17 protein-coding genes and 1 pseudogene are annotated in these 19210 nt (G+C 34.9%); 7 read left to right on the top strand and 11 right to left on the bottom strand.

From position 1 onward, the window contains the following. Positions 1-50 precede the first annotated feature (50 nt). The 3 genes from AC4BBX_RS00690 to AC4BBX_RS00680 form a co-directional block, all read right to left on the bottom strand. Positions 51-932 carry a LysR family transcriptional regulator gene (locus AC4BBX_RS00690; protein ID WP_490454566.1) on the bottom strand — a complete coding sequence of 294 codons (882 nt, stop codon included), beginning with the start codon at positions 930-932 and terminating at the stop codon, positions 51-53. 13 nt (positions 933-945) lie between these two features. Then, positions 946-1332: a MerR family transcriptional regulator gene (locus tag AC4BBX_RS00685; RefSeq protein ID WP_490455732.1), complete on the bottom strand. Its 387-nt coding sequence runs from the start codon at positions 1330-1332 to the stop codon at positions 946-948. A 62-nt stretch (positions 1333-1394) separates the two neighbouring features. Next, the gene (locus AC4BBX_RS00680) at positions 1395-2222 is read right to left on the bottom strand and encodes an SDR family oxidoreductase (protein ID WP_490454565.1); all 828 of its coding nucleotides are present in this window, start codon (positions 2220-2222) and stop codon (positions 1395-1397) included. A gap of 341 nt (positions 2223-2563) precedes the next feature. Here AC4BBX_RS00680 and AC4BBX_RS00675 point away from each other — a divergent pair, with 341 nt between their 5' ends. Beyond that, on the top strand, positions 2564-3274 hold the full coding sequence (locus AC4BBX_RS00675) for a dihydropteridine reductase (protein ID WP_490454564.1): 711 nt from the start codon (positions 2564-2566) through the stop codon (positions 3272-3274). 226 nt (positions 3275-3500) lie between these two features. On the opposite strand, the gene AC4BBX_RS00670 is transcribed toward AC4BBX_RS00675, so the two are convergent. From AC4BBX_RS00670 to AC4BBX_RS00655, 4 genes are all read right to left on the bottom strand, one after another. Next, positions 3501-3908 carry a MerR family transcriptional regulator gene (locus AC4BBX_RS00670; protein ID WP_490454563.1) on the bottom strand — a complete coding sequence of 136 codons (408 nt, stop codon included), beginning with the start codon at positions 3906-3908 and terminating at the stop codon, positions 3501-3503. 19 nt (positions 3909-3927) lie between these two features. Next, positions 3928-4485: a histidine phosphatase family protein gene (locus AC4BBX_RS00665; protein WP_490454562.1), complete on the bottom strand. Its 558-nt coding sequence runs from the start codon at positions 4483-4485 to the stop codon at positions 3928-3930. A gap of 76 nt (positions 4486-4561) precedes the next feature. Continuing rightward, complete coding sequence (locus tag AC4BBX_RS00660) at positions 4562-5338, bottom strand: AAC(3) family N-acetyltransferase (protein ID WP_490454561.1); 777 nt, start codon at positions 5336-5338, stop codon at positions 4562-4564. A gap of 34 nt (positions 5339-5372) precedes the next feature. Then, positions 5373-5921: a sugar O-acetyltransferase gene (locus AC4BBX_RS00655; protein WP_490455731.1), complete on the bottom strand. Its 549-nt coding sequence runs from the start codon at positions 5919-5921 to the stop codon at positions 5373-5375. A 488-nt stretch (positions 5922-6409) separates the two neighbouring features. Here AC4BBX_RS00655 and AC4BBX_RS00650 point away from each other — a divergent pair, with 488 nt between their 5' ends. The 4 genes from AC4BBX_RS00650 (at position 6410) to AC4BBX_RS00635 (ending at position 11317) form a co-directional block, all read left to right on the top strand. Then, positions 6410-7333, top strand: coding sequence for an acetylxylan esterase (locus AC4BBX_RS00650; RefSeq protein WP_490454560.1), 924 nt, complete (start codon positions 6410-6412; stop codon positions 7331-7333). Positions 7334-7353: 20 nt separating this feature from the next. Continuing rightward, on the top strand, positions 7354-8202 hold the full coding sequence (locus AC4BBX_RS00645; protein ID WP_490454559.1) for a PRD domain-containing protein: 849 nt from the start codon (positions 7354-7356) through the stop codon (positions 8200-8202). A 22-nt stretch (positions 8203-8224) separates the two neighbouring features. Beyond that, a complete protein-coding gene (locus AC4BBX_RS00640; protein WP_490454558.1) occupies positions 8225-9646 on the top strand; it encodes a PTS transporter subunit EIIC in 1422 nt (473 codons plus the stop codon). Between the two features lie 75 nt (positions 9647-9721). Continuing rightward, positions 9722-11317 (top strand): alpha-glucoside-specific PTS transporter subunit IIBC, encoded by a 1596-nt coding sequence (locus AC4BBX_RS00635; protein ID WP_490454557.1) that lies wholly within the window; start codon positions 9722-9724, stop codon positions 11315-11317. Between the two features lie 60 nt (positions 11318-11377). On the opposite strand, the gene nadE is transcribed toward AC4BBX_RS00635, so the two are convergent. Beyond that, positions 11378-12202: an NAD(+) synthase gene (nadE, locus tag AC4BBX_RS00630; protein WP_490454556.1), complete on the bottom strand. Its 825-nt coding sequence runs from the start codon at positions 12200-12202 to the stop codon at positions 11378-11380. Positions 12203-12519: 317 nt separating this feature from the next. On the opposite strand from nadE, the gene AC4BBX_RS00625 reads away from it, so the two are divergent. Then, complete coding sequence (locus AC4BBX_RS00625; RefSeq protein ID WP_490454555.1) at positions 12520-13704, top strand: IS110 family RNA-guided transposase; 1185 nt, start codon at positions 12520-12522, stop codon at positions 13702-13704. A 104-nt stretch (positions 13705-13808) separates the two neighbouring features. On the opposite strand, the gene AC4BBX_RS00620 is transcribed toward AC4BBX_RS00625, so the two are convergent. The 3 genes and pseudogenes from AC4BBX_RS00620 to AC4BBX_RS00610 form a co-directional block, all read right to left on the bottom strand. Continuing rightward, positions 13809-14132: a PTS sugar transporter subunit IIB gene (locus AC4BBX_RS00620; protein ID WP_490454554.1), complete on the bottom strand. Its 324-nt coding sequence runs from the start codon at positions 14130-14132 to the stop codon at positions 13809-13811. A 714-nt stretch (positions 14133-14846) separates the two neighbouring features. Continuing rightward, positions 14847-16300 (bottom strand): annotated as a pseudogene (locus tag AC4BBX_RS00615) (glycoside hydrolase family 1 protein). 211 nt (positions 16301-16511) lie between these two features. Continuing rightward, positions 16512-17816 (bottom strand): CapA family protein, encoded by a 1305-nt coding sequence (locus AC4BBX_RS00610; protein ID WP_490454553.1) that lies wholly within the window; start codon positions 17814-17816, stop codon positions 16512-16514. Positions 17817-18116: 300 nt separating this feature from the next. Here AC4BBX_RS00610 and AC4BBX_RS00605 point away from each other — a divergent pair, with 300 nt between their 5' ends. Next, the gene (locus AC4BBX_RS00605; RefSeq protein WP_490454552.1) at positions 18117-19190 is read left to right on the top strand and encodes a chromate transporter; all 1074 of its coding nucleotides are present in this window, start codon (positions 18117-18119) and stop codon (positions 19188-19190) included. Positions 19191-19210 lie beyond the last annotated feature (20 nt).

The raw sequence follows: 19210 nt of genomic DNA, 5'->3' as shown, positions 1-19210 counted from the left end.
TTTGCTTTTTTCATCTTTTTCAAGATAAACTAAAAAGCCTTCAAATCTATTTAAGATTCAAAGGCTTCTCTCACCATTCCAACAAATTTTGAAACAGTTGGTGTCAACAGACTATTCTTTTTCCAAACCAAGACACAGTTGGTTTGTTTTTTAGGTAATAAGGGTAAAAATTTTAAATTCTCATTTTTTCGATTGGAGATTGCTCCTTCGATTGCCAGAGCAGAGCCCACTTTATTATCTACCAGAGAAAAGACATTAAAGACTAAATTGTAGCTTCCTACTATATTAAGTTTTTCTTCTGAAGGAATCCAAGATTGAATCATCTCTTGTACTTCAACTCGAGAAGTACACAATAATGGAATACCAATCAAATCTTCTGGTGTTACACTATCTTTTGTTGCCAAAAAAGATTCTCTCGACACAAGCAGACCCCAGCGTTCTTTTCTAGGCAGTATAATTTTTTCATATTTTTCTGTAGAAACTGGTTCAAGCAAGAGTGCTATATCTAACAGTCCCTTATCCAATCGTTCCGAGATAATATCACTTGTACCACTAAACATAGTAAAATGTACCTGTGGATGTTGAGCCATCAACTCTTCCAAAAACATTGCAATCGTGTCTGAGTTGTCTGCCTCCACGCAACCAATCATGATATGACCATTCAAAACTTCTTCCTTCTGGTTCAAAAATTCTTGTTCCGTACGATCATTTAACAACAAAATCTCTTCTCCGCGACTTTTTAAAAATTGTCCAGATTCGGTTAAAAACATTTTGGCATTTTCTCGATAAAATAATTCCGTACCTAAGGAGTTTTCGAATTGCTTTAATTGCCGACTTAAAGTAGGTTGAGTGATTCCTAAAATTTTGGCTGCTTTAGAAATACTTTCTTCTGAAGCAATCGTTAAAAAATAGCGTAATAATCGAATTTCCATTTTTTAGTAACCCCTACTCTTCAAATTTTTTTAATGCTTGTTCTGCTGGGAAGGCATGATTTTCATAATTAATTAGTTTATACTTCAAACGCTCCAAACCTTGATTCATCGCAACAATTCTTGTTTCAACTTCTTCAATTTGATTTCGTAATAATGCTTTGCGTTCCTCAATCGTTTGATTTCCTTGTCTAAATAATGCCAGATATTCCGTCAACATTTTAATCGGAATATCTGCCCTGCGCATTTGTTTTACAAATTCAATCCAACGAATATCTTCCTCGTCAAAGGTACGAATCCCACTGGTATTTCTCTTTATTGGAGGAATAATCCCAATTTTTTCGTAATATCGAATTGTATCTGCAGAAATCTCACATAATTGACAAAGCTCTTTCATATTCATCTTCTTCACCAATCCTCTACCTAAATAATGCGCTATTTTCCTTCTTCTGGCAATAGCTGATTTTAGTTAGGCTGCAACGGTCCGTAAAAAAAGGAAGCTGTTGCCCCACCATCAATCAAAATGTCTGAACCAGTAATAAAAGCACCTTGTTGACTCATTAAGAGTTCTGCAACGTTTGCCACTTCATCTGCTGTTCCAGGACGGCCAGCTGGACTTTTAGCAAACATATTTTTATAAAAATCTCCTCGTTCCCCATTAAATTCATCTAAAGCTAGCGGCGTGACAATTATTCCTGGTGAAATTGAATTGATTCTAGCTCCATTTTCTCCCCACTTAACTGCTTCTGACATTACTCGTTTGACATTGCCACGCTTTGCCATTTGATAAGCATGTAAACTATTTTCTAAATTTTTCGGTTGTAAGAAAGTTAACGATAATAATTCCTCTGTCGGCGTGGTTGCTAAAAAATAATCTTCTTCGGTTGTCAACGCTGGCATCCGATAGCCTGATTGGCTGGAAATTGTCACTCCCACACCATTTGGTTTAATTACTTTTCCTACTTCTTCCAACAACACTGCTGTTCCATATAAATCAATTTTCAAAATGGTTTCAATTGATGCCTGACTAGGAGAAACACCCGCAGCATTTATCAACGTACTTATTTCACCATATTTTTGTGCTTTAGCCAGTAAAGCTTGAATCGATGTTCGTGAAGAAATATCTACTATGGTAGCTTCCGCATCAAATCCTGCTTCTATCAAAGTCTTGGCGATTAATTTCGCATTTTTCTTTTGCTTATCAGCGACAATCATTTTTTTACCGTAGCTCATTCTACGAGCAATTGCCATACCAATTTGCCCAGCACCAGTTAATACTACTACATCAGTCATCTTATCTTCTCCTTAAAAAAATATTCTTATCCTTACTATAATTCTTGGAGTATACTCCAAGTCAATACTTTTCTCTTCCCTTAGAGTTAGGTCTAGGACGCATACTTGGAATGTTTCCAGTGAAATTACTGGCAAAACCTTAGTCAGACAACCGATTACTAATCAAATAAACTCTAGCATCAACAGTACTAGAGGTTCTTGAGTTTCTCTTTTAAAACTTCTTCCTTTCTTTTTATTTTTTTATCGCTTATACTACTAATTGAGAATCGTTCTCAATAGTTTTTAAAAAAAGGATTATACAGAAACTTTTTTAAAGTTTTTTATTTCAAAGGAGTGTTTTTATGCAAATTCATTGGACAACAATTAATCGTATTATAGATGAAACACCGGAAGTAAAGACATTTTTTCTGGATTGCCCGGAAGGATTTAGTTGGGAAGAAGGCGCTCATACCCATCTTGCATTGGAAGGTTTTAATGCCGGAGAACGTCCGAATCGTAGTTTGGTTCGTCATATGTCAATTTCTACTTTACCAGAAGAAAAATTGATTGGAATCACTACTAGAATTAAAGAACAGTGCTCTGAGTTCAAGAGCATTTTGAGAGGAATGGATGTTGGTTCAAAAGTTGCTTTATTCAAAGTGAGCACAAACGTCCCTTTAAAACGATCCAGTCAAAATGTTTATTTACTTTCATCTGGTGTTGGTTTAGCAACCTTTAGACCCCTAGTTCTAGACTACTTTGCCAATCAAGAGCAAGTAAGAAGTGTTCATTCACTTAATATTGAATCCACTAAAAATAACCTATTTGCCGATATTTTTAAGACTGATTCAGAAAAGAATTTCACTTCAGAATACGTAAATAACCGTGCGGATTATTATCAAGAAGTTGAGAAACTTGCTGGTGACCAAGAAGGTCTTTATTATGTTGTCGGCAGTGATGAATTTTTAATCCAAAATATTGATATTCTTTTAAACAACGGTGTTAAACCAACACAAATTGTGTTAGATAAACATCCAGTTCGGATTCCTGATTTTTTAACATTAGAAGCTTAATACAATATAAACAGAAAGGAGAAACACTATTGTGAGTTCTTCTCTCTGTTTTTATGGGGGATCTTCTGTGATTTTTACTTTTTTTCGAAGAACGAACGGTTGTATTCTTCCGTTTTTTACTTTTTTCGAAGAACGAACGGCTGTTTTCTTTCATTTTTCCCTTTTTTCGAAGAACGAACGGCTGTTTTCTTTCGTTTTTCTCTTTTTTTCGAAGAACGCTCTTTGACTATCCTAAATCAGAGTTTTCGTCTGGATCTAGTGTCTTTTCAAATTGAGTTAGGTGTTTGCCGTTATTTTCCATTTTATGAGAAAGATAATCCAGTGCCTCGTTTAAGTCAGCTATTTTCTGCTGTAATGCTTGTTTTTGTTGCAACAAAATTTCTTGTCGGTCCTCCATTGATTCTTCTCGACCTTGTTTAAATAAAGCGACATATTGTGCCAATGCTTCCACTGAAACGCCAGCTTTTCGTATGACTTTAGCAAAATAAACCCACTTCAAATCGTATTCAGTATATGCTCGATTATTATTTTTATCTCTAGTAACAGGTAAGGTCAATCGCTTTTTTTCATAATAACGTAAAGTATCTGGAGTTAAGTCAAATTTTTTACTGACTTCTGAAATATTCATATTCATCTACTCTTTTCTCTATTAATTAAACAGGGCGATAGGAATCTAAGAAAGTAAACTCTTCTGTTTCAGTATCAAACTCATATTTAATAATTACACAGTTACCAAAACCTTTGTATAATTCTTCCATTGGATCCATGCAATTAGAAATAAAATGTAAGCCAGCTCCCGCATGAGAGACTGCCAATACTGATTGATGTCCGTCATTTTTCATGATTTCTGTGCACGTTGCTCGCATCCGTAGTCGGATCTGTTCTCTAGATTCACCACCAAATTGTAAAAAGAATGTACTTTTATCTTGAGGATTCAAATCTTCACTTTCTCCTCCAAAGTTCATTTCTCTTAGTCCTTTTAATCTTTTGTAAGGTAGATCGGTAATAAGTTCTAACGTATCACAACAACGTTCGGAACTAGATGAATAGGCAGTATCAAAGGTAATTCCCTTTTCTTCGAATAATTTACGTGCTGCTTGTGCTTGAGCTATTCCTTTTTCTGTTAGCGGAGAGTCACAGGCTCCTTGAATTTTTCGGCGGATATTAAATAAGGTTTCTCTATGACGCATTAAATAGAGTATTTTCTTCATATAGTGACTCCTTTAGTTGAATTTAATTCTAGTATACAGTTTGGAGTGCGCCCTATGTAAAGAGTCTATTAAAAAATTATCTATTTTTCTCCATCCACTCTATCGAAAAATCAACTAGCGCTTTCTGACTCATACTTGTGATGACTGCGCCATTTAATGAGGTTTGCATCACACTATTGGTTCGTTCAAAATCTTTACCAATTGAAACAAAATCTTCTCCATCAACTTTTAAGGTCGTATATTCAACCCATTTTCTTTGTCCATTCACGGTGACAACACTGCTGACAGTTTCATTTGATTTTTCCGGATAGTCTGCAAGAACATCTGCTAGATGAATCGATGTGTTTTTATCATGACCCACTCCGATTAAGAGTACTTTTCCTTCCAATTCATATAACTTCCCTAAAGGTGAGCTTTGACCAAAAATATCGCTCAAATCATGATTCTCAATCAGATATTCAGCTTTTGAACCATTCGCTGCAAACGAACGAGCGGGATGATCACTTCTGACAGTTCCTGGCCAAATGCGAAACATTTCAGCGACTGCTCCCATCGTATTGGTTGGGGTGATTCTTTTATCGTAAGCAGGTAAATATTCTTTTAATTTTTCCCATGCTTCTTCTGGAACGTCTCCATGTACTCCCTGTTCTGGTGATAGATTTTTCCAACTTTGAGTAGGCATCATAATCGTGCCTTCTGATCCGACTGTTTCCAATAGAGCCTCAATGACTGTTTGCGGTCCCCCAATCACATACCCCAGCTCACTTAAAGAAGTGTGCACAATGACATAATCGCCTTGTTTAAGACCGACTAATTGAAAAGCTTTTTTTAATTCTTTTTTTGATAAAATCATTTTGTATCCTTTCTATAAAAATCATTATGTAGCTTTAAGGACGAAAACCTGTTTTATCCGCTTCTGTAATTTCACGAATCACTTTACAAGGAACACCAGCAGCAATGACATTCGCCGGAATATCTTTATTAATGACGCTTCCTGAACCGATAATCGAATTGTCGCCAATTGTTACTCCTTGATTGATATGAACGCCTGCACCAATCCAAACATTATTTCCGATAGTCACTTTTTTGGCATAACAGCCGCCAGCAGCACGTTCTTGGGCATCGATTGCATGATTAGAAGTATAAATGCCGACTCTTGGGCCAAATAAGACATGATCGCCTATCTCAATTCCTTCACCGTCTAACATGACACAATCGAAATTGGCATAAAACTGTTTGCCTACAGAAATATTAAATCCAAATTCGCAACGAAAATTCGGCTCAAAATAAGCCTCTTCTCCTACTAAGTGTAACAGTTCTTTCAATAGTTTTTCTCTGACTGCTGGCACTTGACCAAAACTTTGATTGTATTGGTTAGTCAATATTACGGCTTTTTCTCGAGCTTCAACTAATTTTTTGGTTAAGTCATTGTATATAACACCACTTAAGATTTGTTGTTTTGTTCTTCTAGGTTCATTGTTTATTGGCTCCGCTCTATTTGTTCACGAAATAATTCAATTTTAGATAAAGTTCTTAATAATTTGATTATTCAGTTACTGTAATCTGTGATTTCAAAAAATTTTGTTTTGATAACTTCATCGGTGTGATACATTCTCTGTAGTATTTATTAAATCATTCTTATTCAAATTTTAGTACATAAATATTTTCCCTTCAATAATAACACAATATTTTTACACTTCGCATAATCCAAGCAAAACCTTAGAAATAAAAGTTAAAAAAATAATTATTATTTTTGTATTTTCTTATTTTGTTAGCTAATCTCACACAAAATATCATTTTTTTAAAAAGAAAGCGTTGACATCCTTTTTTCACTGTGCTATATTTTGGATAAGGTGCTACTGCTAAAGGCAAAACTTACAAGTTTTGCCTTTTTTTGCGCTTTTTTAGGAATGGAGGAGAAAAAATGGCCAAAAATATCCCCGAAAACTACTTATCTTACCTTGGAAAGGAGACAAAAGCAAAAGATTTTGATGAATTTTGGGAACAACAGATTCGAGAAGTAATCCAATTTAATTTGACTTATTCATTAACAGAAGAAACTTATTTTTATTCAACAAAAGAAATTTTTAAAATTGTATTTCCTGCATTAGATGGCACAAAAGTCTATGGTTGGTACATTCGTAGCAAGAATAATCAAAACAAAAAATGTTTGTTAACCAGCCATGGTTATCGAAGTTCAAAGCGTGAACCTCATCTTTATTTTCATTGGTTAGATGCTGGTTACGATGTATTAACTTTTGATGTACGACTTCAAGGAGGAGAAACTGGTTGTAATACACCACTAATGGGTCCAATGTCAGAAGTTATCACATTAAATGCTTTTAATTTAGAAACGTGTTACTTAAAAATGATTTACACTGATATGATGCTGGCTTCTCTTTTACCAGAAAAGTTAGGCTATTCTGAGTACGTGCTAGAAGGAACTAGCCAAGCAGGTGGTTTAGCTGTAGCAATTGGTTGCCTTATACAAAATGCAACCGCCATACTTGCCAATGTACCAAGTAACAGCGACATTGATCAACGTATTTTGAAAGGAACTGGTTCTTTTAAGGCTTTTCAATCAATTTGTAAACATGATCCAGATAAATTAGCACTCATCTTACACAATCAAAGTTATTTTGACACCAAAAATTTAGCGGAAAAACTAACTGTTCCTTTACTCGCTTCAGTTGGTGGTGTTGACAATGTTTGTCCGGCAGAAGCATTTTTCGCCACCTATAATCGCATACAGTCTCCAAAAGAAATCTTCTACTATCCTTTTAGTGGACACGAAGGAGGTCAATCTGCTCATACCGAACAAGAAATCAAGTTTCTCCACACTCTGTGATGAAAGGTTTGAGATAGCTTATGGAAATATTAAAAATATACAACAATAACATTGTTGCCGTGCTTACTGATACCGATCAAGTTGCTTTGGTTACCGGTCGAGGAATTGGACATAAAGTGCGTGGCAAAAAAGAATTACCCTTTGATGAAAGTTATCAATTTTTTAAATTATCTGAACCAAATAAACAAGACATTCAACAAATTATTGATCGCATTGATGTAGAAGTTTTAGAAATTGCCCGAGAAATTTTTATTAAAGCTCAAGCAACCATTGATTATCCTCTATTGGACTCTCTACTACTCCAACTTGCAGATCATATTTCCTTTAAAATAGAAATGTTTCATCAAGACATTATTGTTCCTAATTTATTGATGACGGAAATTAAAGTTTTTTATCCAAAAGAATTTGCTGTTGGGCAATTTGGAGTTGAGTTGGTAAATAAAAAATACAAGACAACTTTCGATGATGATGAAGCTTCCTATTTAGCAATGCATGTTTTGAATGCTTCCATGCGAGGAAATAATACTGATGTTTATCGAATCACAGAATTTATTAAAGAAATGATTCGAATCATTAGCGAAAGCTACGAAGTCGAAGGGGCCTACAATGATTGGATTTACGAGCGATTAATTGTTCACTTAAAATTTTTAGCCCAACGATTGATTAGCAATCAAAAAGATACCAGCGAAGTTATTTTAGGAGATGGATTCTTGCGAATTAAAGAAATGGACTTGATTAAATTGAATCAGGTTACAAACAAAGCAAATGTTCTATCTAAACAATTATTTGAAAAAAAACTTAGTGAAAACGAACAAATTTATTTAAGTATTCATGTTTTACGTATTCAACAATTACAACAAAATAAATGATTCACGGAAGGATGTTTCTCAAATGAAAAAAGTATGGAATAAAATTTCTACTCAGTTGTCTTTATTAGGTAAAACAATGATGATTCCTATTGCGATTATTCCAATTACCGCAATCATCGGAAATCTGTTCTCACCAGCCATGATGGATGTTCCTGTCATTGCTAATGCTAGTTCTATTATTATAGGAAACTTAGATTTAATTTTTGCGATGGCTGCCGCAGTTGCTTATTCAAAAGGTAATGAAAAAGTTTACGTCATGTTTGCTACTTCTATTTCTTTTTTGATATTCAAATCAAATATAGCTCTTTTGAACGAAACAATTAATATGGGCGTTTTTGGTGGAATTATCTTTGGTGCAATGGTCGCTATTTTATATAATTATTCCCGTCAATGGAATGTGCCAGCTTTCCTTGCCTTCTTTGGTGGAGAAAAAATGGTTATTACCCTTTCTCCTATTTTAGCAATTGTTATGGCTTATGTGTTTTCAATCGTATGGGTTTACCCACAAATGTGGTTGGCAGCTCTAAGTACCGGAATTGCTAGTTTAGGTGTACTTGGTGTATTTCTCTTCATTTTCCTACAAAGAATTTTAATTCCATTCGGTTTACACCATGTACTAAATGCTTATTTCTTATTTGAATTAGGCACATATACAACAGAAACAGGTGAAATCGTCAGAGGACTTACCCCTCGCTTCCTTGCAGGAGATGTCGCTGCTGGAATTTACGGTCCCGGTGTTTATATTGCCTTCTTCTTCGGTGTACCAGCAATTGCATATGCAATTTATCGAACAGCCTTTGATGATCAAAAAGAAGAAGTGAAAGGTTTGATGACTTCTGGAGCAATTACTTCTGTTTTAGGTGGTATTACTGAACCAATTGAGTTTACTTTCATGTTTGCTTCTCCTAAGCTGTATTTCTTCCACGCATTGTATAGTGGTTTAGCTGGTGTCGTAACCGCATTATTAGGTGTCAGTCACGGTGGTGGTAAAAATATTATTCAATACGCCTTGTTATACAATCTGGGTGAACGCGCTTGGATGATTTTCCCAATCGGTCTAGTCTTTGGGGTTCTCTACTATTTTACTTTTAAAACAATCATTATCAGAGACAATGTCCTAACTCCTGGACGTGTGGAACAAATTGAAATTAGTGATGAAGTCACTGAAGAAGAGTTACAACTTAAACTAAATCATAGTAACTACTATTATATGGCGAAAAAAATTCTACAATTTGTTGGTGGCAAAGACAATGTTTCTAGTTATTCAAACTGTATGACTCGTTTGAGATTAAACGTTAAAGATATGAGTGTCGTAGATGAAGAATCTATTCGTAAAACTGGGGCACTTGCAATCGTTAAACAAAGCGAACATGACTTACAAATTGTCATCGGAACGGATGTTAACAAAGTTTATGCAGATTTTGATGTAATTATTAGCTCTTGAGTTAGTTAGTACAGATTGGTTGATTAGAATGATTGTCATTCTAATCAACCAAATAGATAGAAGGAGTGATAGAAATTGATGGAAAAAATTCAGCGTTTTGGGGGCGCAATGTTTACACCCGTTCTACTTTTTACTTTTTCAGGTTTGATGGTTTCTTTAGCAGTAGTTTTTAAAAACCCGATGATTGTTGGCAGTATAGCAACGGAAGGTACTTTGTGGCATGGCATTTGGTCAATTATTGAATCTGGTGCTTGGACAGTTTTTAATCAAATGGAATTATTATTTGTGATTGGTTTACCTATTGGTTTAGCAAAAAAAGCCAATGCTCGTGCTGTTATGGAATCTTTTGTGCTTTATTTAACTTTTCAATATTTTGTTAGCGGTATGCTCAAGAATTTCGGTGGTTTCTTCGGAGTAGACTTTGCCACAGATGCTGGTGGGACTAGTGGATTAAAGATGATTGCTAATATTAAAACCTTAGACACAGGGATTATTGGGGCTATTATCATCTCAGCCATCGTAGTTTGGCTACACAATCGTTATTTTGAAACCAAACTACCTGATTGGTTAGGCATTTTTCAAGGCTCTGCTTATATCGTCATACTCGGTTTCTTTGTAATGTTACCTGTAGCCTTTTTAGTTGCCTTTATTTGGCCAAAAATTCAAGTGGGTATTTTTTCAATGCAAACATTCTTGGCTGGTTCTGGTGTTTTAGGTGTTTGGATTTATACTTTCCTTGATCGATTCCTTATTCCAACAGGTCTCCATCATTTTGTCGCTTCTCCGTTTTTATATGGTCCAGCAATTGTTCCTGAAGGAATCACATTTGCTTGGATGGAAAATTTGAATACTTTTGCTGCATCCACACAACCTTTAAAAGAATTGTTCCCTGCTGGTGGCTTTGCCCTTCAAGGGAATGCAAAAATTTTCGCCTCAGTCGGAATTGCTGCAGCACTTTACTTAACTGCTAAACCAGAAAATAAAAAAAGAGTCCTTTCTATTTTAATTCCTGTGACATTAACCGCTATGGTTGGTGGCGTTACAGAACCCTTAGAATTTACGTTCTTATTTATCTCTCCTCCTTTATTTTTGATTCACTCTATCTTAGCAGCAACAATGGCTGCCACAATGTTTGGTTTTGGGGTTGTAGGAAATATGCCTGGTGGAGTGTTAAGTTTACTGGCAAATAACTGGATCCCAATGTTTGCAAATCATAAAACAGAAATTTTCACCCAATTAATTATTGGTTTACTTTTTGTTGGCATCTATCTAGTTGTCTTCCGCTTCTTAATTTTAAGATGGGATCTTCCAACTCCCGGAAGAGAAAAAGAAACTGTTGATATTAAATTGTATAGTCGTCAAGATTATAAAGAAAAAAAATCAGGTTCCGCTAATGAAGAAACTGTTGAAATTAGTCCTTTCGCTGAAAAAGCAGCTTATTATCTAGAAGCCTTAGGAGGAACAGATAATATAAAAACTGTAACCAACTGTGCCACACGCTTAAGAGTCAGTGTAGCGGATGAAACTCTAGTCGCAGAAGATGGTACCTTTCGTTCAATTGGCGCTCATGGTGTTGTTAGAAAAGGAACTTCCCTGCAAGTAATTGTGGGACTAGATGTTCCTCAGGTTCGTGAAGAATTTGAAAAATTACTAGAAATCAAACCCGAATAATCAACAAACAGGCTATGACGTCTTTAAAAGTTCGTCATAGCCTGTTTGTTTTTATCCTTATTATTTCCAAAAGTCATCGAAAATAGTAATCGGTAAATAACGTTTGTGCTGGGTTTTATTCCACCAATTCTCAATTGTTTCTTTGGCTTTTTTAGGTACTTCTTTGCCTTCTAAATAATCGTCAATTGCATCGTATGTCACGCCTAAAGCTACTTCATCCGCAATCAATGGTTGACCATCTTCCAAATCTGCCGTTGGAATTTTTGTATAGATGTCTTCTGAAGCACCTAACTCTGCTAATAATAGTTTTCCTTGGCGCTTATTTAATCGGAAAATAGGTAGAATATCTGCTCCACCATCTCCATATTTTGTAAAAAATCCAGTAATATTTTCTGCCCCATGGTCTGTCCCAATCACTACTCCAGCATGTTCACCAGCAATCGCATATTGTGTAATCATTCGTTGTCTGGCTTTGATGTTCCCTTTATTAAAATCAGAAACATTCACACCAGCTTCTTTTAAAACAGCCACTTCTCCATCAACAGCAGCTTGGATATCCACTCGTAATTCGTGATCTGGTTGAATGAAGGCCAAAGATCGTTGGGCATCTTCTTCATCTGCTTGTTTGCCATAGGGTAACCGAACAGCAAAGAACTGATAAGAATCATCGCCAGTTTCAGCTCGTAACTCTTCCACAGCTAATTGGGCTAGTCTTCCACATAATGCCGAGTCTTGTCCGCCACTAATTCCCAGCACATAACTTTTTAAAAAAGGATGTTTCTTTAAATATTCTTTCAAAAAATCAATACTTTTTCTAATTTCCTCTGTGGGGTCAATCGTTGGTTTGACACCTAATTCTTCGATGATTTTCTCTTGTAAAGTCACTTGTCTATCTTCCTTGTATATTATATTTAAGGCTTTAATCTTCCGATTTTTAGAGGAGAACCTTAGGAACCTTTTGTTATTTTTTATTTGGTATTTACTCAATTATTTGAGAAAATATACTTAATGGATTGAGAGGTAGATTGTTTCTTCCTTGAGTTTTCAAACTCGTAATCGAAAGACTAATCCCTCTCTCTATTAAGCTGTTTACGAATGAGTTAGATGTTGAAGGCAAATGCCTTACTCCGTATCTAGAACAAGGTAGTGACGCTTTTCAGTTGAGTGGCAATCAATCCAAATTTTGTAAAGAAGGTGTGCTTATGTTTTATCTAGGTATTGATATTGGCAAACGAACACACGTCGCTTCCGTCATGAATGACGAAGGAAAAGTCCTACTTAAAGTTTTTTCTTTTGCGAATTCTTTGGACGGTACTCACGCTCTTTTAGAACGACTTACTTCTTTCTCTGATTCCACAGAGGACTTTCTTGTTGGTATGGAAGCCACCGGTCACTATTGGTTAGCCCTTTTCTCATTTCTTGATGAACAACAGTTTCTTGTTCACGTCATCAATCCCATTCAAACAGATGGCTGGAGAAAAGGAACTGAAATTCGTAAACGAAAAAATGATAGTATCGACTCAGTATTAATTGCTGACTTAATTCGCTACGGTTCATTCAACGAAACAGCTTTAGCGGACGAAACCATGTTCTCCTTACGTCAATTGACTCGTTATCGTTCATATCTTGTTGGCACAGCTGGCGACTTTAAACGAAAAGTCATTGCCATACTAGACCAAATCTTTCCTGAGTACGAAAAGGTGTTTTCAAAAGTTGGCATTTTTGGCAAGGCCTCCAAAGCCGTCCTATCTGAGTTTTCGTCTCCTGATGAATTCAATCAAGTTTCTGCCGAAACATTAGCTGAAACACTCCGTGTAGCGAGTCGAAGTCGTGTTGGACAAAGCAAGGCAGAGGCACTGAAAACAGCCGCCGCTCATTCTTTTGGTGTTCGTTTTGCTCAAGATGCCTTTGTTTTTCAATTACGTTCTATGATTGATCAACTCAGCTTTTTAGAAGAACAAATTAAACGAACAGAAGAAGAAATTGCACAATTAATGGCTTCTCTTCATTCGGTCATAGAAACCGTTCCTGGTATTGGAGCTGTCCTTGGTGCGACGATTTTAGGTGAAATTGGCGATATTCAGAAATTTTCTACGCCTAAAAAACTAGTAGCTTACGCAGGAATCGATGCGTCTGTCTCAAAATCTGGTGAATATGAAGCCACTCACAACGTGATGAGTAAACGTGGCTCTCCCTACTTAAGAAAAGCACTGTTTCAAGCGGCACTCATTGCGTCCAGATGTGATCCAGTTTTCAAAGCCTTTTATGATAAGAAACGAGCAGAAGGAAAACACCATCTTACAGCGATTGGCGCTGTTTCAAGAAAGCTATGCTATATTATTCATGCCATTCTAACAAAGAATGAACCGTATGAAATTCGTCAGTAGTGAAAAAATAATCTTTCTGAGGTTTATTTGTGATGCACTTATTCGTTATTTTTCAATCAGAAGATTTTATTTATTTTCACTTGACTTTATATAGTTAGTCTTTCTTAAATAACTAATTGTTCCAATTGGTTGTTAATTAAATTGAGTACACCTAAACCATTCATTCTGCCATAATAGGCTGCTGGAATAATCGCTAATGAAGTAACTGTTGAATCTATTTTTTCTATTAATTGTTTCTCTAAAAAACTGACATGGGGAGCTAAAAGAATCATTTTTACATCTTGTCGAATGAAAAAATCAACTTCCGCAAAAGAACACGTCTGAATATTTAACGGTTCACTTTTTTCTGATGCGGCTTCTTTTATCCGTTGAGCCAAAAGTTTTGCACTCTCTCCGGCTAAGCAAACCAATAGAATAGTTGAATTCATCTTTGTCACTCCTCTCTTTTTGCAAATGTTATAAAACATAACATTTACATTACAAGGGAAATTTTAGTTAAAAATGAAACAAATGTCAATTTTTCTCTTTAAAATTCATGCGCGAGTATGAATAATATACATACTTTATTCTATCATTTATAAATAAAATAAATTCCCAAGCCTTTTTATGTTAAATAAATTAACATAAGTAGCTTGAAAATTTCACTCTGTTCTTTTTTAAATAAAAAAAATCGAAGAAAAAGGCACTAACTTTTTCTTCGACCAAATAAGGGTTGGTAGCATACCAAAACTACCGGTATTTCCAATAAAAATAGAGGAAATTACATAAAATAGGGAAACGAACATGCTTTCATAAGGCGAGTTTTGCAACTCTGTTATTCGTTTTTAATACTATATCATGGGGAAATTTAAAAATCAAGACTCATGTCATAAAAAGTTACATGTAAAATGATTTTTTTATTATAATTAAGAAAATTAAAGCTATTAGTTATTTTAGATCACCAAAAAGCTTCTTTTTATCTTCACTTAACCTACTGATTTTAAAAATTTAGAGAAAATAACCCATAATCTTTCTACATTTTTCCTTCCAGCTTTATGTAATTAAATGATTCATCAAAAAAACACGCATTTAAAGAAGAATTCTAAGTTTCCACAAACTTAAAATTTTCTTTTCATACGTGTTCAATCAACTATTCGTTGTTTTTATAAGTTTTCACCATTTGATTCAATGAAGTTTTTGTACCAATCAAATGATTTTTTCTTCGTACGTTTTAGTGTGCCGTTTCCTGTATCATCCATGTCTACATGAATGAAGCCATAACGTTTTTTCATTTCACCCGTTCCAGCGGAAACTAAATCAATACAACCCCAAGGAGTGTAACCAATCAATTCTACCCCATCAAGTTCAACTGCATCTTTCATACATTGAATATGTTTGGCAAAGTAATCGATACGGTAATCATCAATAATTTCACCATTTTCGTTAAATTCATCAATAGCTCCAAAACCATTTTCAACAATAAATAATGGAACATTGTAACGTTCGTACATTTGAATTAATGAAATTCTTAGACCTAATGGATCAACAGCCCAACCCCATTCAGATTCTGTTAAATAAGGGTTTTTAACTGCTGGCACTTGGTTACCACCAACGTATTTTACTTTTTCAGGATTGACTGTAGAAGCTGTTGACATATAGTAACTAAAACCAATATAGTCAACTTTTCCTTTGGCAATAATTTCATCATCGCCGTCTTCTTTAACAATTGTAATACCTTTACGTTCAAATTCTTTCAATTTGTGTTCAGGATAATAACCTTTTACTTGAACATCAATATAAAATTCGTGTTGGCGATTGTATTCAATTGCTGCGAAAACATCTTCCGGTTGACTCGTCATTGGATAGCTAGGAATATAAGAGACCATCATTCCAATTTGGAAATCTGGGTTAATTTCGTGACCCAAAAGAACGTCTTTTGCACTTGCTACAAATAAATGATGAACCGCTTGGAATTTCGTTTGTTGATCACTATTGTGAATCCCAATTTGTGTCCAACTTCTTAAGAAATTGATTTCATTAAAGGTCATCCAATACTTCACTTTATCTTTATAACGTTTAAAGACTGTTTCACAGAAGAATAAGAAGTAGTCAATTACTTTACGATTTGACCAACCATCATATTCATCAGCCAAATACATTGGAATATCAAAATGGTTAATTGTTACAACTGGTTCAATCCCATAATTTAATAATTCATCAATGACATCATCATAAAATTTCAAGCCTTCTTCATTAATCTCGTCTGTTCCTTTTGGACAAATTCTTGACCAAGCGAAAGAGAAGCGGAAACATTTAAAGCCCATTTCAGCAAATAAAGCGATATCTTCTTTATAATGATTGTAAAAATCAGTTGCTACATGGCTTGGATATTATTGCTCTGGATCGATATAACCAACGGCACCTTCAGGAAGACTCTCTTCTCTGGTAATTCGTTTGATTTCTCCATTTTTTTAAAAGTAATCATTCGAGGTTCATTTTGATTACCTCCAGTAATAGCATCCAACGTGCTTAGACCTTTTCCTCCTGATACATAGCCAGCTTTATACTAATTGGCGGCTGTTGCCCCACCCCATAAAAAATTTTCTGGAAATCCCATCTTCTTCATTCCTTTCAATTTAACAAGCTAATTTAACCGTTTTCAAATTATGGAAAATTAGTTCATTTATTTACGTACATGACGTTGCTTTTATTTTATCAAGTTCTATAGGTAAATTATACTTTTTTACGAAAAAATACAAAAACAAGAAGAACAAAATTTCTTGTTGCAGTTTTGCTCTTCTTTTTTTAAATTTTTCTTGAATTTAAGATTAACGATACTTATTTTCTTCTTCAATTGTTTTACTTGTTTCCAAATAAGTGACATATTTAAATTCATCTGTATAAGTAGTCATTCTCGCTTTGATCGTATCCCACCATGCCTGACCATCAGGGATACCATATTTAGCAAAATCTGCATAAGGAACTACTTCGTACATTTGTTCTTCGGGTGCGCCAAAAATATAAGTTGGCATAAATTTAGGATTTGCTACCACTACTTCTCCATCTTCTTGACGTTTGAAAGTAACTTCTGTAATTCCACCTTGTTTATTATCTGCACGTTCCTGTCCTGAAAGAAAGCTAGCCTGAGAATAAATGGCAAATGTTTGATTATTGTTGTACCAATCCATCGGCTGTAAGACATGAGGATGTCCACCTAAAATTAGTTTCGTCCCTGCTTCACTAAGCATTTCAAAGACAAAGCGTTGATTATCATCTGGCAACGTATCATATTCCTGACCTAACTGAAGGGTCACTACCACCGCATCAACAATTTCATCCAATTCTCGGACTTCTTTTACCATACGGTCAATATCAACTAAACTGATTGTGTATTCTTTTTCCGCTTCTACGGGGATACCATTTGTTCCATATGAATACGTTAAAAAACCTACTTTGATGCCGTTTTTATCAATCACTCTCGGTGTTTGTTGATCTTCAAAGCTTTCATAACTACCTACATACATCAGGTCAGCTTCCTTGATATGTTTGATTGATAATAGCGCCCCTTCACTGTAATAATCCAAAGTATGATTCGTTCCATTACTAACAATATCAACGCCCATCTTTTTGATGTTTGTTAAAATTGTATTTGGAGCATTAAACTGTGGATAATCAGAAACCGGTAAATCTGGATAAGCAGCAATAACTTCCAGATTAGCAATTGTCGCATCTGCGTATTCAGTATAAGGTGTAATCTTAGCCAACATCGGTGCAAAATCATAGTGTGTCTCTGAATCTCCAAAATCTTCCACACTAATAGAATTCACGTCGATTCCTTCTTTTTCAAGTTGAGCGATGGCTTCTTGATGGATCGGATGTTCAATATTTGCTAAATTAGATATCCGATCATGTATCAATAAATCTCCAACTGAACGTAAAATAAATTCTCCTTCTTTCGGGGTAAACGTCTCTTCAAATGTTTCTTTTTCCGTCAATCCTAGCAAGGGTTCACTCAATGGTTCCTGTTCGTCCTCTGGTTGATTCTCATTCTCTGATTCTTCATTGGATGATGAATGATCAACTCCCTGTGAAGATTCTACCTGCCCTTCATTAGTGTTGGATAAACTATTCATCACTAGCCACCCCGTAACAAGACAAGTAATCACCAATATTATTGACAAGATGATGATAACTATTCTTTGTCTATTTTTCTTTGCTCTATACATCCCATACACCTCAGTTATTTTTGAACTTTTTTTCTTATTTCTATTGTATCAGAAATCGTTTTCAAGTACTCACTTTTATGTGTTATTACCGAAGTTGAAGTTTCTACAATAAAATTTACATAAATAACACAAAATTAACTTTGACCTCAGAAAATTGCCCTTGCTATACTTATTTTAAATAAATTAACTTCTAACGGAGGTTTTCCCATGTCAATTTACAAAGAATTATTGCATATTTTTTTAAAATTAGGATTTTTTGCTTATGGTGGACCAGCTGCTCATATTGCCCTCATGCGAGAAGAAGTTGTAGAAAAAAGACATTGGTATAGTGATAAAGAATTTTTAACTATGTTAAGCTTCACCAATTTAATTCCCGGACCAAATTCAACTGAGATGGCTTTACTTATCGGTTATAAAAAAGCGAAATTTATCGGTTTACTCATCGCTGGTTTCTCCTTTATTTTACCTGCTGTAAGTGTCGTTATTGCCATCACTGCGTTTTATGTTTCTTACAAAGATATCCCACAAATTGCAACTATCTTCGAAGGTGCAGTACCTGCTATTTTTTCCATTATTTTGGTAGCTGTTTATAAACTATCTAAAAGTAGTTTTAAAACAGCAAATACCAGCTTTATTTTTATCATTTGTTTAATGCTCTTATTCTTCAATTTTTCAGAGTTTACTGTTTTAGCACTTGGTGGGCTCTTATCACTCTACTTACACTTCTTTCATTCAAAAAATAAATTATCTAGTATAGAACCTTTTAGTTTAAGTTTCCTCTTCTTTTCGTTTATCAAAATTGGCTCCGTACTTTATGGTAGTGGGTATGTATTGATTTCCTTTTTAAGAACCACTTTTGTTGAAAACTTACAATGGATAACTCATCAAGAACTATTAGATATGGTCGTCATTGGTGAAGTAACACCTGGCCCAGTTTTTACAACTGCAACAGCTATCGGTTATCTTTTAAACGGACTGTCGGGCAGTTTTTTAGCTACTGTTGGCATTTTCTTACCCCCATTTTTATTTATCGGTATTGTTTATCCCTTTTACGAAAAATTATTATCTATCACTTGGATAACTATCCTATTAGAAGGTGTGAATGCCGCATCTGTAGCAATTATTTTTTTCGTTGCTATTCAACTAGGATTCTCAGCTATAAGTGGTATCTATTCATTCTTATTTGTTTTAGTCTCATTATTTTTTTTGACAAAGGAAAAACTTAGCCCAATCAGTATCATGATGATTAGTAGTCTTATCGGATGGTTCGGTTTATTCTAAGAAAAATTAATTCTACAAGT

This window comes from Enterococcus sp. AMC1157 (genome assembly GCF_058216555.1).
The sequence above is the reverse complement of the archived record's forward strand: the minus strand, read 5'-3'. Positions and strand labels throughout refer to the sequence as shown.